Origin of the sequence: Blastomonas sp. CCH1-A6 (assembly GCF_001556365.1) — a bacterium.
Lineage (GTDB): Bacteria > Pseudomonadota > Alphaproteobacteria > Sphingomonadales > Sphingomonadaceae > Blastomonas > Blastomonas ursincola.
Genome location: NZ_LSIS01000177.1, coordinates 1 through 14252, shown reverse-complemented (window position 1 = coordinate 14252; position 14252 = coordinate 1). Strand labels below are relative to the sequence as shown.

The window sequence follows — 14252 nt, the reverse complement described above, 5'->3', positions numbered from 1 at the left end:
GCGCATCGCCGCCCCGCCGGTCTATGCCAGCCAGGTGATGATCCCCCTGCTGCCCGAGTTCCAGACGCTGCATCCCGACATCCGCATCGAGCTGATCCTCGATGATCGCCGCGTCGATCTGGTCGAGGAGGGGGTGGACCTGGCGCTGCGCACCGGCCAGCTCGGCGATAGTAGCCTGCTCGCGCGCCGGATCGACAGCGCAAGCCGGATGCTGGTGGCGACGCCGGGCTATCTGGCCGCGCACGGCACGCCAGCGCATCCCGCCGATCTGGTGCGGCACCGGATCATCAGCTTCACGTCTTTCGACAGTCGCGAGGCCTGGACCTTCGAAAAGGTTGGCGAGCGCTGCTCGGCCTATCCCGCCGATCCGATCCTGCGGGTAAACTCTGCCGAAGGACTGCGCGCAGCGGTGCTGGCGGGGATGGGGATCGCGATGGTCACCAACCGCATGGTGGGGGCCAGTCTGGCGATGGGCGAACTGGTCCCGCTGCTGCCCGGCTGGACCTTGGGGGGCAACGATATCTGGGTGATCTTTCCCGAGGGCAGGCGGGTGCGTCCGCGCGCGCGGCTGTTTGCGGACTGGCTGGCCGGCGCGGTTGCCGGGCTCGGCTAATCCCCCAGCGCCGTGAAGCGGAAGTCGCGGAACTTCGCCTCGCCGGGGCCGGCGGCATAGAGCCCTGGGCGGAGCATCAGGAAGCCGCCGCGGACATTGTGGTGATAGCCCGAGACTTCCATGCCCCGGTCGAATTTCAGCCAGGTCCTGCCGTCATCGCCCGAGGTGTGGAAGCTCACGATATGCTTCCGGTTGGTCACCCGGATGCGCATGCGGCGGCCGTGCGGGTTGGCGGGACGCCCGCGCTCGATGCCGTACTGGTGAGTCACGAAGCGCTCGGCATCGAAGCCGAGCCCCGCATAGAGCTTGTCGTCATAGAACAGCACCAGTCCCGCCGTGCCGCCCGGGGCAAGCTCGATATCGCATTCGAACCGGTACGAAGTGTCGCCCGCGATCACCAGCAGCGGTGATCCGGTAGAGGGGGCGAGGCCCTTGCCCTTGAGAAACAGCGTGTTGTCCGCGACGCGGGCGCGGCTGCTCTCGTCCGGGTCGGGGCGGAAGAACGACCATTTGGTGCCGAGCGCGAGCGTGCCGAAATCGTCAGACAGCGCCATGCCGTGCGGCAGAGCCTCGCCACCCCCGGGTTTGGCAATCGGTGCGGACAGGTCACCGCCGGTCATGCGGAACCAGCCGTCGGGCGTGAATTCGACCGGATCGAGCAGGCACTGACGGCCCAGCGTCCAATAGCCGTTCTCGAACCCGTGATACAGGCTCCACCAGCTTTTGTCCGGTGCCTGGACCAGGCTGGCATGACCACGCGACCACCACGCCTCGCGGATGTCGGTCGTGCGCACCAGCGGGTTGTCGGGGTGCTGCTCCCACGGGCCGTGGATCGAACGCGAGCGGGCTGCGATCACCATATGGCCCGTGGGAGGCCCCGCTGTCCCTCCGACAGCGGTAATCATGTAGAACCAATTGCCAATATGGTGAATCTTCGGTCCCTCGGGTGCGAAGCCCTCGACATCCCATTCCTCGGGATAGCGCCATGGATCGTAGACATGCTCGACCTCGCCGATGACGCGCATACCGTCATCGGATAGCCGCACCCGGTCGCCGCCCGAGAGGAACAGCCAGCGCGATCCGTCCTCGCCCACCGCATGGCAGGGGTCGATATGCTTGTGCAGACCCAGCGGCACGGGATCGGACCACGGGCCGTCGATATGGTCGGCCCAGATCACGTAGATGTCGTTCTGCGGGCTGGCCTTGACCGGAATGTAGAGGAAGTAGCGGCCCTTGTGCTTTTCAAGGCTGACCGCCCAGACCGATCCGATATTGCGGGTCAGCGCCGGCTTTCGGGGCTGCCAGTTCACCAGATCGCGCGAATGCCAGATCAGCAGGCCGGGATAGGATTCGAAGCTCGAAAAGGTGAGGTAATAATCCTCGCCGTCCTTGAGGATGGCAGGGTCGGGCCGGTCGCCCGAAAGCACCGGGTTGAGAAAGCGGCCATCGCTAAGATCGGCAATCCGCTGATGGTCCAGACCCCGGCGCCAGCCTGGGGAGGGTTTCGGCGCCGGGGAGGGGCTTGCGGGCAGAGATGTTGCAAGCCCCAATGTCGAAAGCGCACCCGCGGCCATCACGCCGCGGCGGCTGAATTTCAGCGAGCGGCGGGTCATAGCGCCAAGCCCGTGGTCCGCGCCCAGGCGCGCCACAATTCGGGCCAGGCCTCGACCGGCTTGCCGATGGCCTTGCGCAGCCCGAACCCGTGCCCGCCATGTTCGAACAGATGCGTCTCGACGCGCACGCCCTTGTCCTTCAGCGCCGCGCGCAGCAGCAATGCGTTGTTGACCGGCACCACCTCGTCATCCTCGGCATGCAGCAGGAAGAAGGGCGGGGCGTTGGTCGGCACGTTGCGATGCGGCGAATGCGCGGCTTCGAGCGCTGGCGTCGGCGTCTTGCCGAGCAGCAGGTCGCGCGAGCCGGGATGCGCATCGGGCGGGGTCATCGAGATCACCGGATAGATCGGCGCGGCGCTATGCGGCCTGGCCGAAAGCGTGTCGGCAGCATCGACGGGTTCATAGGCTTTCGCATCGAAGCGCGTGGAGAGGTCCGCGCACAGATGTCCTCCGGCGGAAAAGCCCATCGCGGAAACGCGTTCCGGATCGATTGCAAAATCGCGGGCACGGTGGCGGATAAGCCGCATCGCCCGCTGCGCATCGGCCAGCGCGACATTGGGTCCCGTGGCCCAGCCTTCCCCGGGTAGCCGGTAGAACAGCACAAAGGCGGTAAAGCCGCGCGCTGCCAGCCAGCGGCCCATTTCATAGCCTTCCTTGTCGACCACCACCCAGCGATAGCCGCCGCCCGGCGTGATCAGCACCGCTGCGCCATTGGGCCGGTCGGGCCGGAACACGGCCATGCGGGGTCTGGAAATACCGAACACCGCGCGGTCGGTGACCAACCGGTCGGTCGAGCGCTCCTGCACGGTCTCGACGAGCGGTTTCGCGGGAGAACCCGGCGCGCCGCCGGGCCACAGATCGATGGTCTCGGACGGCTGGGGCAGACCGGGGGGCAGCGAACCGCCTGGAACCTGAGGTACCGGCGTCTGTGCTTTCGCGAGGCTCGCTAGGCCCAACGCAAGCGGAGCCACCATGAGGGATCGGCGATCGATCGGCATGGCGGCTCCTCTTGCGTTCGGTCGGGCAGCGGCGAACCGCCGCCCCGGTTGTGATCAGTATTTGAAGCGCGCACCCAGGAAGAAGGTGCGGCCGAAATGGTTGTTCTCGTAGTTCCGGTCCGCATCGAAATCGGTAAAGCGATAGCGATAGGTGTCGGTCAGGTTGTTGCCTTCCAGCGAGACTTCGAGCCATTCGGTGAACTTGTACCGGATCGAGGCGTCGAGGTTGAACTGGCTGCCAAAGCCCTCGAGAATGTTTCCGGTGCCGCTCGCGCCTTCGTGCCAGCGGCTGCGATAGGTGCCCATCACGCGCGCCGAGAACTTGCCGTCGTCATAATAGAAGGTACCGTTGTAGGAACGCTTCGACACGTTGGCGAGCGCTGCCCTGCGGGTCACGTTGACCAGCGCGCCACCGGGCGTGGTGGCCGGACCCTGCACGATGAAATCGGCATTGCTGTCGATGAACGTCGCGTTGGCAAGGATCCCGAAATTGCCGAAGAACCCGTCGGTAAAGGCGCTGAACGGGATCTGCGCGGCGATTTCCACGCCCTTGAGCTTCGCACCGGTGCCGTTGACCGGAGTGGTCAGCGTCCAGATTGGCTGCGTCAGCAGCGCCGGGTTGAGAGCGGCAGGCGAGGAGGGGTTGAGCACCGAAACCGGCAGGCCGGTCTGCGCGAAGGTTGCCTCGGTGATCGCCGCTGTCTGGGTGAAGCTGTCCACGTTCTTGATGAACCCGGCGATCGAGAGCAGCGCCTGAGGTGCGAAATACCATTCGATCGCGAGGTCATAGTTCGTCGCGCGGAACGGCTCGAGGAACGGGTTGCCGCTGTTGACGCGGAAGTTGAAGCCGTCAGCCGAACCGCCGGGAGTTAGCGAGCCGAGCGTCGGGCGGGTGATCACCTCTGCCGCAGCAGCACGGATGATCAGGTTCTGCGTCGGGAAGAAGGCGATATTGGCCGAGGGCAGCCAGTCGTCATAGCTGCGCTCGATCGTCGCTTCCACCGCGCCGACCAGGCCGTAGGACGACTGTTCGGTCTTCACATAGCGGATGCCGCCGTTGAACGCATATTCCAGTCCGAAAATGTCGCCCTTGGCGTCGAACTGCAGATAGCCGCCCTTGGTGGTTTCCTGCACGCCGCGATTGTTGCCCGCGTCCAGCGCCAGCGGGCGGCTGTACAGCTTGGTGAATTCGGTGGTCGCATCGAGATTGGGGACCAGCCAGCTGTTCGTATTGCCCGCCGGTTGACCGGCATTGCCCAGTTGGAACAGCTCGGAAAGCTGCGCCGTCACCGGGAAGCCATAGACGGCGGTCGGGCCGAACAGGCTGGTGGGCGAGCAGGTGATCGTGCCCAGCACTCGGTCCAGGCCGCCATTGCCGCAGACCGCGGTATCGCGGGTGAACGCCACGGTGTCGAATTCGAACCGGCGCCACATCACGCCCGCCTTGACCGTGAAGTCTTCGGTGACGTCCCATTCGGTGCGCAGCTGCGCGGTCTTGAACTGGTTGACGATCTCGGAGGGACGGTCGCGGATTTCGGCGAGCTGGAACACGGCCGGATCGGTGACGCTGGTGCCGAAGGTCAGCTTCGGACGCTTCATGTCGGTATAGTCGTAGCTATAGCCCTGCGCATCGCGGTCATCGAACACGATGGTCGTTTCCACCGGGATGTCGGCGGTCGATTTCGAGATGCCGCCCAGCAGCGTGAAGCGGAAGCTGTCCGACAGGTCCTGATCCCAGGTGCCGCCGACCTGATAGAATTCGGTGGTGCTTTCGCGCAGATAATGTTCGGTGCGGACCCAGGCATCGTTGAACGTGCCGCTGATCATGTTGTTGTTGGCGTCGTAAACTGGGTTGATGACGTCGATCGAGCGCTCGTTCGAGCGGAACAGCACCTCACCCCAGCGCTCGCGCCGGTCGCTGTTGAAGCGCGAGAACAGTCCGTCGATGGAGAACTTGGTCATGTCGGTCGGCGCGAACTGGATCGATCCGGTAATGCCCAGACGCTCGCGATCGTGCTTCACCTCGCCATAGCGCGGGATGCGCGGGTGGAAGGACAACGCCGCCTGGTCGCAAGCCGCGTTGCGGCCATTCACATAGACGCCTCCAGCGTTGCGGACCGGGGTCGTGTTCGTCGCACTCTGCTGGAAGCAGGGGGTGCCGTTGACCGAGTCGAAGCGCGCCTGCGCCCAGCGCACGGTGTTGTTGCCGAGCTCGAGCACCTGGGTCTTCTGATAGGCCGCGGAAAGCGACACGCCGAAGGTGCCGGCATCGTTACGCCAGCTCAGCAGCCCTGCGAGGCGCGGGCCGGCATATTCGGACAGGTCGTTATAGCTGACCACAGCCGAGCCCACCGCCGTAAAGCCCGCCTTGGCCGCAAGCGGGTTGCCGGTGTTGAGATCGACCACCGCACCCAGCGAGCCTTCGTCGAGGCTCGCCTCGGCGGTCTTGTGCACAACGATCGAGCTGAACAGCTCCGAGGCGAACACGTTGAAGTCGAACGCGCGGTCGCGGTTGGCCGAAGCGCCATCGGTCGATGTCGCGACGGTTTCGAGGCCGTTGACGCGGACGCGGGTGAACTGGCTCGACAGACCGCGCACGGTGATCGCGCGGCCTTCGCCGGCGTCACGGGTGATCGAGATGCCGGGGATGCGCTGCAGCGATTCCGCGAGGTTCTGGTCGGGGAACTTGGCGATATCCTCGGCGACGATCGCGTCGATCGCGCCGACCGAGGTCCGCTTCAGGTTGATCGCGGCTTCGAGCGACTGGCGGAAGCCGGTGACGACGATCTCGTCCGCAGCCGGAGCTTCGTCCTCGACGGTGGTCGGTTGTTCGCCCTCGGCGACCTGCGCCTGCGCGGTGCTGGTCGCGGCCAGCGCGCACCCTGCGAGCAGTGCCGCCTTGAAAATGGAATGGCCGGTTGCCCGGTGCGTGTTCTGACGGCGCATGTCTGTCCCCTCCTGATCGCCTTATTTCAGGCAATTGCTACCGGTGTCAAAGGAGAAGATGCAGCATGCATCCGATACGCCCTGACACCCTGACTCCCGACTTCCGAGGCCTCGCCGGAGCGGGCATCGCTGTTCTTTCCGATGATCCATGGAGCGTGCCAGTGAGGCTGACCGTCCAAGGTAACCGGTGTCATTATGTATTGCCCTCTCGCTGCGGCTCTGTCAATAACCATGGCAACGGGAGAGAAACCATGCGCAAGACCTTGCAGAAAGCCGCGATAATCGGGGCTTTTGCCCTGGCCAGCCTGAGCCATGCCGCCGCCGAGCCGCACCCGGGCGATCCAACGAAAGGCGGGGCAGGGGGGCGAATCATCCGCGTCACCACACTCGCCAAATCGGGTCCGGGATCGCTGGCCGAGGCACTCGCCGCCAAGGGGCCGCGCACCGTCGTGTTCGAGGTCGGCGGGGTGATCGACCTCGGGCGCAGCACGCTGGAAATCAGCGAACCGTATCTCACTATCGCCGGCCAGACTGCGCCTTCGCCGGGCATCACGATCATCAAGGGTGGCATTGATCTGCGCACGCACGATGTGGTCGTCTCGCACATCCGGGTGATGACCGGCGCCGACGGTCAGGCGCGCATGTCGGGCTGGGAGGCCGATTCCTTCTCCACGGTCGCCGCGCACAATGTCGTGGTCGAGCATTGCAGCTTTCTCTGGGGCGTGGACGAGAACATGTCCGCTTCGGGCCCGCGTTTCACCGGCGACACGGTCGAGCAATGGCGCGCGGGCACCAGCCACCATATCGTGTTCCGCGACAATCTGGCGGCTGAGGGCCTGGCCGTTTCGAGCCACCCCAAGGGCGAGCACAGCAAGGGCTCGCTGATCCACGATAATGCAACGAATATAATGTTTTACCGCAATGTCTGGGCGCACAATGTCGAGCGCTCGCCGCTGGTCAAGGGCGGGGCGCAGGTGGCCATGATCAACAATCTGATCTACAATCCCGGCCACCGCGCGGTGCACTACAACCTGATGAATCTCGAATGGCAGGGGCATGAATATGTCACCGGCGAGATCACCGCGATCGGCAATGTGATGCGTGGCGGCAACGACACCAACGAGGGGCTGCCCTTCCTGATGCTCGGCGGCGACGGGGACCTGGCCTATTTCGGCAAGGACAATCGCGCGGTCGATCGCCACGGCAATCCGCTGCCCCAGTTCGGCCGCTATGGCGAGACGCGCGCAAAGCTGATCACCGCCAAGGCGCCGCTGGCGCGGATCGATGCCTATGCCGTGCTGCCCTCGGGCGAGGTCGAGACATCGCTGCTGCAGACTGCAGGCGCACGCCCGTGGGACCGCGCACCCGATGACATCCGCGTGCTTTTCTTCGTCGCCGAAGGGCGCGGCGACATCATTGACGACGAGAGCGAGGTCGGCGGCTATCCCGCGCCGGTGGCGGCCTTTGCCCCGTTCAATGAGGCCGACTGGAATCTCGACACGATGACGCCGAAATCGGGTCGCTATCCCGGCCAGAAGGGCGGGGCGCAGGAGCGTCTTTCGACACGCGATCAGCAGATGCGGACGACCCAGCCATGAGCGCGCTCATCGCCCTGCTGCTCGCTGCTGCGCCGCCCATGGCGATCGTCGACGAGCTCGATACGGTCAAGCGCGAGCCGCCGCCGCATGGCGCGATCGGGATGAGCACCGCCTGGCGGATCAGCGACCATGTGCCGCAGCCGCGCCGCATGGAGTTCCGCCGCCGCACGCTCGATATCGGCGCGGCGATCGGCGAACATCCTATCGCGCATGACGAAGTCTATTATGTGCTCGACGGCGAGGGCGAGGTGGTCTCGGACGGCCAGCGCGCGACGCTCAGGCCCGGCATGACCGCCTATCTCTACGATGGCGCGGTGGTCGGCATCTGGCAGCGGGGCGACAGGCCGCTCGCGCTGATCATCGCCTATCCGGTCAAGGAACCGGTCAGCTGCCCGGCTGAATGTACGGCCCCGTCGCCCACAGCTCCCGCTCGAACCGACGGGGATCGTTGACGAGCGCCGCCGCGCCATCGCCGACAACCAGGGTCGCGCGGTCGGGCAGGGTGTAGGGAGACCAGCTCTCCAGCCCAGGTTTGCCGGTCTTGGCGAGGCCAGTGAAGGCCTTCATTATCAGGTCGCGCGTCGCCTGCGCGCGCGCGTCGGTGCCGCTATAGCTGCCCGGCGCATCCAATGTGCCGAAGACATAGGGAATGTCGTCGGTATGCGCCGCACCGCGCGCAGGATCGATCGGCGAGGGGCGGTCGAGCTGGTAGACCCATGTCGCTTTCGCGCCTGCCTTGGCACGCTCATCCGCCTCGATGACCTGGCCGGGCCAGGACCGGCCCGCCGTAGTCGCCGCGTAGAACAGTCGCTCGGGCGACCAATCGGGGAACTGCGTGCGATAGCGGGCGACGACCCATTCGGGGTCGAGATCGATCTTCACCTCGGCGGCGATGCGCGGTGCGATGTTGCTCCAGTCGAGCCCCTCGAGCTTCGGCCCCTTTGGGTCGATGAACGCGCGCGTTTCCTGAGCGGTGTTGCCGAGGATCATCGGGATGGCGAGCGATTGCGGCGCGGCAACGGGCCAGAACGGGTGGCGCGGCAGGTTGGTCATGTCGAGCACCGGCCCGAAATAGACTGGCCCGCCGATCACCGGATCGGTGGCCGTGAGCGCGTCGACGATGGCCCTGGCAGGCGCGGTGCGCAGCCCCTCGACGTCATCGGGCGCGAGCTTCATCGCCGCCATCAGCGCTTGCGTCCGTTTCCAGGCATTGCCGGGGCCGCTCGCGGTGACCTGCTGCCCGCTCATCGTCGCTGCGCTATGGAACAGGCCGCGTGCCGCCGGCATCGCCATCAATGTCGCGATCTTCGCTCCGCCACCCGACTGGCCGAACACCATCACCCGCGCCGGATCGCCGCCGAAACTGGCGATGTGATCCCGCACCCATTGCAGCGCGAGGATCAGGTCGAGCTGGCCCAGATTGCCGCTATCGGCAAAGCGCGGACCAAAGGGCTTTAGCCAGGCATAGCCGAAGGCGTTGAGCCGCTGATTGACCGTGACCACCACGACATCGCCCTGCGCCGCAAGCCGGTGGCCATGCGTCAGTGGATCGGTGACGGTGCCGTTGCTGTACGCGCCGCCATGGAAATAGACCATCACCGCGCGCTTGGCCTTTGGGTTCGCCTCGGGCGTCCAGACGTTGAGCAACAGGCAGTCTTCTGATTGGGGAAGGTCGGGATTGCCGCGCTGCGGGGCGATCGGCCCGAATTGCTGCGCGCGAAGGGCGGGGCCGTCCCAGGGCTCGGGCGATGGCGGCGCAAAGCGTTCGGCGCGGCCATAGCGGATGCCCTTGAACGCAAGCACGCCATTCTCGCGCAGGCCAGTATAGCGACCGACGCGCGGGTCGGCAGAGCGGGCGAGGCCAGGGGCCGCGATCAGCGCCGCGCCGCTTCCGATCAGCGCGCGGCGCGTCAGTTCAACGCCGGACATCGCCGCCTTGCGCCGAGAAAGCGGCAAGCTCGGCGGGTCCGATCAGGCAGAAATCGCCGGGCAGGCTGTGCTTGAGCGCGGCGAGCGCCAGCCCGCATTCGGCCATGGCTTGCGCGTTGCCGCCGTGCAGATACTGGTGCAGCACGCCCGCAGCAAAGGCATCGCCGGTGCCGATGCGGTCGACAATGCCGGTGACGTCGATCTCGGCGGTCTGGTGCTTGGAGGCGCGGGTGTCGACGCGCGCAGCGATGCGGTGATGATCGCTGCTGACGACATGGCGCGCGGTCGAGGCGACCAGCTCGAGATTCGGAAAGGCATCGAACGCGGCCTCGACCGCCTCGCGGCGTCGTTCCGCGCCGTCGCCGGAGAACGTCTTGCCGAGCAGCAGCGAGATGTCGCGATGGTTGCCGATGAGCACCTTTGCCGCCCCGACCAGCCGGGTCAGGATCGCGCGCGGATCGCTGTCCCACGCGTCCCAGAGCAATGCGCGGTAATTGCCGTCGAAGCAGATCGGCACGCCCGCGTCCTGCGCGGCGGCGACCGCTGCCTCGGCCAGCGCGACGCCGCCAGGGCCGAGCGCAGGCGTGATACCCGACATGTGGAGCAAGGCTGCGCCTTCGAGCGCTCCCTTCAGGTGTAAGGCATCAGGCGAGGCGAGGGCAAAGGCCGATCCTGCCCGGTCATAGGTGATCGACGATGGGCGCAAGCCGGCGCCGGGCTCGAGAAAGTACAGACCCATGCGTCCGTCTGCGCGCGCGATGAAGCGCGTATCCACGCCCGCCGCGCCAAGATCCGCCTTCGCCTTGTCACCCAGCGGTGAGCTGGGCAGCAGCGTCACCATCCGCGCCTCCTGGCCGAGCGCGGCCAGCGCGGCAGCGACATTGGCCTCGGCGCCACCGACGACCATGTCGAGGCTCTGCGCCTGGACCATCATCCGTGCGCCCGGAGGCGCAAGGCGCAGCAGCATCTCGCCGAAGCAGACGACCGGCCCCGTCACCGCGCGAGCCATCCGCCATCGACCGCGAGCACATGGCCCTGGACGTAGTCTGCAGCGCTGCTCGCCAGGAACACCGCCGCGCCGCCGATATCGGCAGGATCGCCCCAGCGGCCTTCGGGAATGCGCTCCATGATCTGGCGGTTGCGCGTCTCGTCGGCCTGCAGAGCGGCGGTGTTGTTGGTGGCGATATAGCCGGGCGCGATCGCGTTGACGTTCACGCCCTTGGCCGCCCATTCGCAGGCGAGCAGCTTGGTAAGCCCGGCAACGCCGCTCTTGCTCGCGGTATAGCTCGGCACGCGGATGCCGCCCTGGAAGCTCAGCATCGAGGCGATGTTGATGATCTTGCCGCGCCGCCCCGTTGCCTCGCGCTGAGCGATCATGTGACGGCCTGCCGCCTGGCTGAGGAAGAACACCGACTTGAGGTTGGTGTCGACCACCGCGTCCCAATCTTCCTCGGTAAAGTCGACCGCATCGGCACGGCGGATGATGCCGGCATTGTTGACCAGGATATCGAGCCCGCCCAGCGCTTCGAGCACCTGGTCGACCACGGCCTGGACCGGAGCGATGGTGCCGAGATCCGCCGAGACAAGCTCGCACCGGCGGCCCAGCGCACGCACCTTGGCGGCGGTCTCCTCGGCAGGCGTGCGGCCGACAGCGGCGATGTCTGCGCCCGCCTCGGCCAGTGCGAGTGCGATGCCCTGGCCGATGCCGGTATTGGCGCCGGTCACTACTGCGACGCGGCCCGAAAGGTCGAATAGGCTCATGGTTCCGTTCCCCTGTCGGCCGGGTCGATTAGGCCGAAAGGCCGCGCAGATAGTCGGCGATCGCCTCGTCCTGGCAATTGGCATAGAACAGTTCGGCGAACTTCTCACCGGCGATCGCCGCCTTGAGTAGATCCTGGTCGACCGTCTTCAGCACCGTGAGCATGTCATGGCAGCTCGCAGCCTTGAGGTCCTTCAGGATGCCGCGGTTCTTGGCCATGATCGCGGCGCGCTCCTTGGGATAGCCCAGGCCGCGCTCGCCGTCGAACAGCTTGGCATAGCAATCGCGCAGGTTGAGCTCGGCCGCCCAGCCGAAGCCCTTGGCATAGGGCATCGAGATCGCGTTGCCGTCGTTGATCTGGCCGAACAGGAAGGCGTCGGTCGGGTCGATCACCAGCCCGCAGAACACGCCGGGCATCGCGTTGCACGCCAGCATCGATCCCATGCCGGTGCCGCAGCCGGTGACGACGAAATCCGCCGCGCCCGAATTGAGCAGGATGCCGGTCAGGAGCCCGTTCATGACATAGGTCAGCGAGGCCGAATCCTCGGCGGTGTACATGCCGTAGTTGAACACCTCATGCCCCAGCGGCACCGCGACATCGGTCAGCGCCTCGTGGATGATGCCGTTCTTGGCGGCCTGGCTGTTCTCGGTGATCAGGGCGATCTTCATCATGTCTCTCCTGTCCGGGCGGCGGTGCTCGGCGAGTCCGGCCCGATTGGGTTCGGGGGAATATTGGCTCGCTTGGTAACCGGTGTCATTGATCGGTGCAAGCTCTATTGCGGGGTGGTTGGATTGGTTCAGAGCGGTGCGACGGAGGCGCGCTCGATCAGGTCGGACAGGAAATGGGATGGCTGATCGCGCGCCTCGACCGGAGCGATCAGCTTGATCGCAGCGGCCTTGGCCATCGCCTGGATCGGCCAGCGCACCGTGGTCAGCGGTGGCCAGATGTGCGCGGCGATCGCCGTATCGTCGAAGCCGATGATCGACAGGTCCTCGGGCACCGACATGCCGATGCTGCGCGCGGCGTGCAGCACACCGGCGGCCATCTCGTCGTTGCTGGCGAAAATTGCGCTGGGGCGAGGCGAGGCGGCGAGCAGCTTTTCTCCCGCGGCGATCCCGGTCTCGAAAGTATAGTTGCCCTCGGCCATGATCGTCTCGTCGATGGCAACGCCTGCGCTATCGAGCGCGTCGCGATAGCCCAGCGCGCGCTCTGCGGCAGACCGGAAGCCTTCGGGGCCCGCAACGAATCCGATGCGGCGATGCCCCTGGCCGATAAGATAGCCCACGGCCTTGGCGACAGCCTCGCGGTCGTTCGACGCGACCATGTGCACGTCCTCGTCCAGCCGCACCGATCCCATCCGGACATAGGTGACGCCAAGTTCGTCGCACAGTTGGGCGAGCGCGTCATTTTCCGAAATCGGCGGGAGGAGCAGCACGCCGAACAGCCGCTGCTGGTCCAGAAACGTGCGCACATCGTCGAGCATGTCGGGCGAGCGGCGATTGACCGGGCGGACGACCAGCGCGAATTCGGTGTCGCGGATCGCCGACAATATGCCTTCCTGCACGCCCAGCACCATCTGCGCATTGGGGTTGTCGTGGATCAGGCCGATCAGGAAATTGCGGCGCAGCGCCAGCGCGCGCGCCTGCGGATTGGGCACATAGCCGAGTTCAGCAATCACCGCCTCGACCTTTTCGCGCGTCTGCGCGTTGAGCAGCGGGGATCGGTTGATGACGCGGCTCACCGTCTTCTTCGACACCCCGGCCAGACGGGCCACATCGTTGATCGTCGGCTTGCCGTCCTTTGCCCTGGCCACGTCCGTCTTGCCCCCATTCGCGATGCTACACCGGTGTCAGTGCATGCCACTTCCTAGCCACATGTTTGCGTCAAACGCAATCCCGGCGGGATTGACACCGGTTACCATAACGCTATGCCTATCCGGAACGACCGTTCCAGAGTCGTGACGCGAGGGGAAACACCACATGTCCGATGCGATGCAGGTGCACGCCGCAGACACGGTGGCAGTGGCATTGCGTCCGTTGCGTGCGGGCGAACAGGTGGCGCTGGCGGGGGCCAGTCATGTACTCGCCCAAGACATTCCCCAAGGGCACAAATTTTCGCTCAAGGCGCATCAGGCAGGCGACCGCGTGGTAAAATACGGCCTGCCGATCGGCCGTGCCTCAGCCGCGATCGCACCGGGCGAGCATGTCCATAGCCACAATCTGGTGACCGCGCTGGTGGGCGAGGAGCATTATGTGCCAGGCCGGGCTTCGCTTTCGACCGGGGCCGCAACCTTTGACGAAGAGTCGGTCTGGCAGGGCTATCGCCGCGCGGATGGCCGTGCAGCCACGCGCAACGAGATCTGGATTTTGCCGACGGTAGGCTGTGTCGCTTTGACGGCCGAGCAGATCGCGCGATCGGCGGAGCAGCGTCATGCCGCGCTGATCAGCGCCGGGAAGATCGACGGCATCATTGCCTATCCGCATCCGCACGGCTGTTCGCAGCTCGGCGACGACCTGGCGGGCACGCGCGCGCTGCTGGCAGGGCTGGCGGCGCATCCCAATGCGGCGGGCGTGCTTCTGCTGGGACTGGGCTGCGAATCGAACCAGCTCGCGGCGCTGATCGACGCGATCCCGCCGTCCGCACGAGCCAAGGTGCGCAGCCTGTCGTCGCAGGCGGCGGGGGACGAGCTGGCCGAAGCGGGCGCGATCATCGATGCGATGGTGGCAGAGGCAGCGCAGGCGCAGCGCGAACCGCTGCCGCTGGGTGCATTGGTCGTGGGGCTCAAATGCGGCGGG

The 14252-nt window shown here is 66.0% G+C and carries 12 protein-coding genes; 4 read left to right on the top strand and 8 right to left on the bottom strand.

The window, feature by feature from the left end; all coding sequences use genetic code 11:
• Positions 1-613 (top strand): substrate binding domain-containing protein (locus AX735_RS07615; protein WP_066278097.1); only part of this gene is annotated, 613 nt, incomplete at its 5' end.
• Here the strand turns inward: AX735_RS07615 and AX735_RS07610 are convergent.
• From AX735_RS07610 to AX735_RS07600, 3 genes are read right to left on the bottom strand one after another with little or no spacing between them, the layout of a single operon-like run.
• Positions 610-2226, bottom strand: coding sequence for a family 43 glycosylhydrolase (locus AX735_RS07610; protein WP_066278114.1), 1617 nt, complete (start codon positions 2224-2226; stop codon positions 610-612). The genes AX735_RS07615 and AX735_RS07610 overlap by 4 nt on opposite strands.
• Entirely contained in the window at positions 2223-3224 is a 1002-nt protein-coding gene (locus tag AX735_RS07605; protein WP_066278094.1) for an alpha/beta hydrolase, read from the bottom strand. The genes AX735_RS07610 and AX735_RS07605 overlap by 4 nt, the downstream gene beginning before the upstream one ends.
• Before the next feature lie 54 nt (positions 3225-3278).
• Complete coding sequence (locus tag AX735_RS07600) at positions 3279-6170, bottom strand: TonB-dependent receptor (protein WP_082750996.1); 2892 nt, start codon at positions 6168-6170, stop codon at positions 3279-3281.
• A 251-nt stretch (positions 6171-6421) separates the two neighbouring features.
• Between AX735_RS07600 and AX735_RS07595 the strand changes: the two genes are divergently transcribed.
• Together AX735_RS07595 and AX735_RS07590 are read left to right on the top strand one after the other, a co-directional pair.
• Complete coding sequence (locus AX735_RS07595) at positions 6422-7768, top strand: pectate lyase family protein (protein ID WP_066278091.1); 1347 nt, start codon at positions 6422-6424, stop codon at positions 7766-7768.
• Positions 7765-8220, top strand: coding sequence for a cupin domain-containing protein (locus tag AX735_RS07590; protein ID WP_066278087.1), 456 nt, complete (start codon positions 7765-7767; stop codon positions 8218-8220). Before AX735_RS07595 ends, AX735_RS07590 begins: the two co-directional genes overlap by 4 nt.
• Here the strand turns inward: AX735_RS07590 and AX735_RS07585 are convergent.
• The 5 genes from AX735_RS07585 to AX735_RS07565 all read right to left on the bottom strand — a co-directional run bounded on the left by AX735_RS07585 (position 8153) and on the right by AX735_RS07565 (position 13270).
• Entirely contained in the window at positions 8153-9697 is a 1545-nt protein-coding gene (locus AX735_RS07585; protein ID WP_137775549.1) for a carboxylesterase family protein, read from the bottom strand. The two genes, AX735_RS07590 and AX735_RS07585, sit on opposite strands and share 68 nt — an antisense overlap.
• Positions 9684-10706: a sugar kinase gene (locus AX735_RS07580; RefSeq protein ID WP_066278080.1), complete on the bottom strand. Its 1023-nt coding sequence runs from the start codon at positions 10704-10706 to the stop codon at positions 9684-9686. Before AX735_RS07580 ends, AX735_RS07585 begins: the two co-directional genes overlap by 14 nt.
• Positions 10691-11458 (bottom strand): 2-dehydro-3-deoxy-D-gluconate 5-dehydrogenase KduD, encoded by a 768-nt coding sequence (gene kduD, locus AX735_RS07575; protein WP_066278077.1) that lies wholly within the window; start codon positions 11456-11458, stop codon positions 10691-10693. The genes AX735_RS07580 and kduD overlap by 16 nt, the downstream gene beginning before the upstream one ends.
• A 28-nt stretch (positions 11459-11486) precedes the next feature.
• Positions 11487-12125 (bottom strand): RpiB/LacA/LacB family sugar-phosphate isomerase, encoded by a 639-nt coding sequence (locus AX735_RS07570; protein ID WP_066278102.1) that lies wholly within the window; start codon positions 12123-12125, stop codon positions 11487-11489.
• 128 nt (positions 12126-12253) lie between these two features.
• Complete coding sequence (locus AX735_RS07565) at positions 12254-13270, bottom strand: LacI family DNA-binding transcriptional regulator (protein WP_066278074.1); 1017 nt, start codon at positions 13268-13270, stop codon at positions 12254-12256.
• A 166-nt stretch (positions 13271-13436) separates the two neighbouring features.
• On the opposite strand from AX735_RS07565, the gene AX735_RS07560 reads away from it, so the two are divergent.
• The coding region (locus AX735_RS07560; RefSeq protein WP_231750055.1) for a UxaA family hydrolase at positions 13437-14252 on the top strand (816 nt) is incomplete at its 3' end.

What these genes read in the sequence shown, in the direction of transcription:
- AX735_RS07610 (WP_066278114.1), bottom strand. Translation starts at nt 2,226, where the DNA reads ATGACCCGCCGCTCGCTGAAATTCAGCCGCCGCGGCGTGATGGCCGCG.
- AX735_RS07605 (WP_066278094.1), bottom strand. Translation starts at nt 3,224, where the DNA reads ATGCCGATCGATCGCCGATCCCTCATGGTGGCTCCGCTTGCGTTGGGC.
- AX735_RS07600 (WP_082750996.1), bottom strand. Translation starts at nt 6,170, where the DNA reads ATGCGCCGTCAGAACACGCACCGGGCAACCGGCCATTCCATTTTCAAG.
- AX735_RS07595 (WP_066278091.1), top strand. Translation starts at nt 6,422, where the DNA reads ATGCGCAAGACCTTGCAGAAAGCCGCGATAATCGGGGCTTTTGCCCTG.
- AX735_RS07590 (WP_066278087.1), top strand. Translation starts at nt 7,765, where the DNA reads ATGAGCGCGCTCATCGCCCTGCTGCTCGCTGCTGCGCCGCCCATGGCG.
- AX735_RS07585 (WP_137775549.1), bottom strand. Translation starts at nt 9,697, where the DNA reads ATGTCCGGCGTTGAACTGACGCGCCGCGCGCTGATCGGAAGCGGCGCG.
- AX735_RS07580 (WP_066278080.1), bottom strand. Translation starts at nt 10,706, where the DNA reads ATGGCTCGCGCGGTGACGGGGCCGGTCGTCTGCTTCGGCGAGATGCTG.
- kduD (WP_066278077.1), bottom strand. Translation starts at nt 11,458, where the DNA reads ATGAGCCTATTCGACCTTTCGGGCCGCGTCGCAGTAGTGACCGGCGCC.
- AX735_RS07570 (WP_066278102.1), bottom strand. Translation starts at nt 12,125, where the DNA reads ATGAAGATCGCCCTGATCACCGAGAACAGCCAGGCCGCCAAGAACGGC.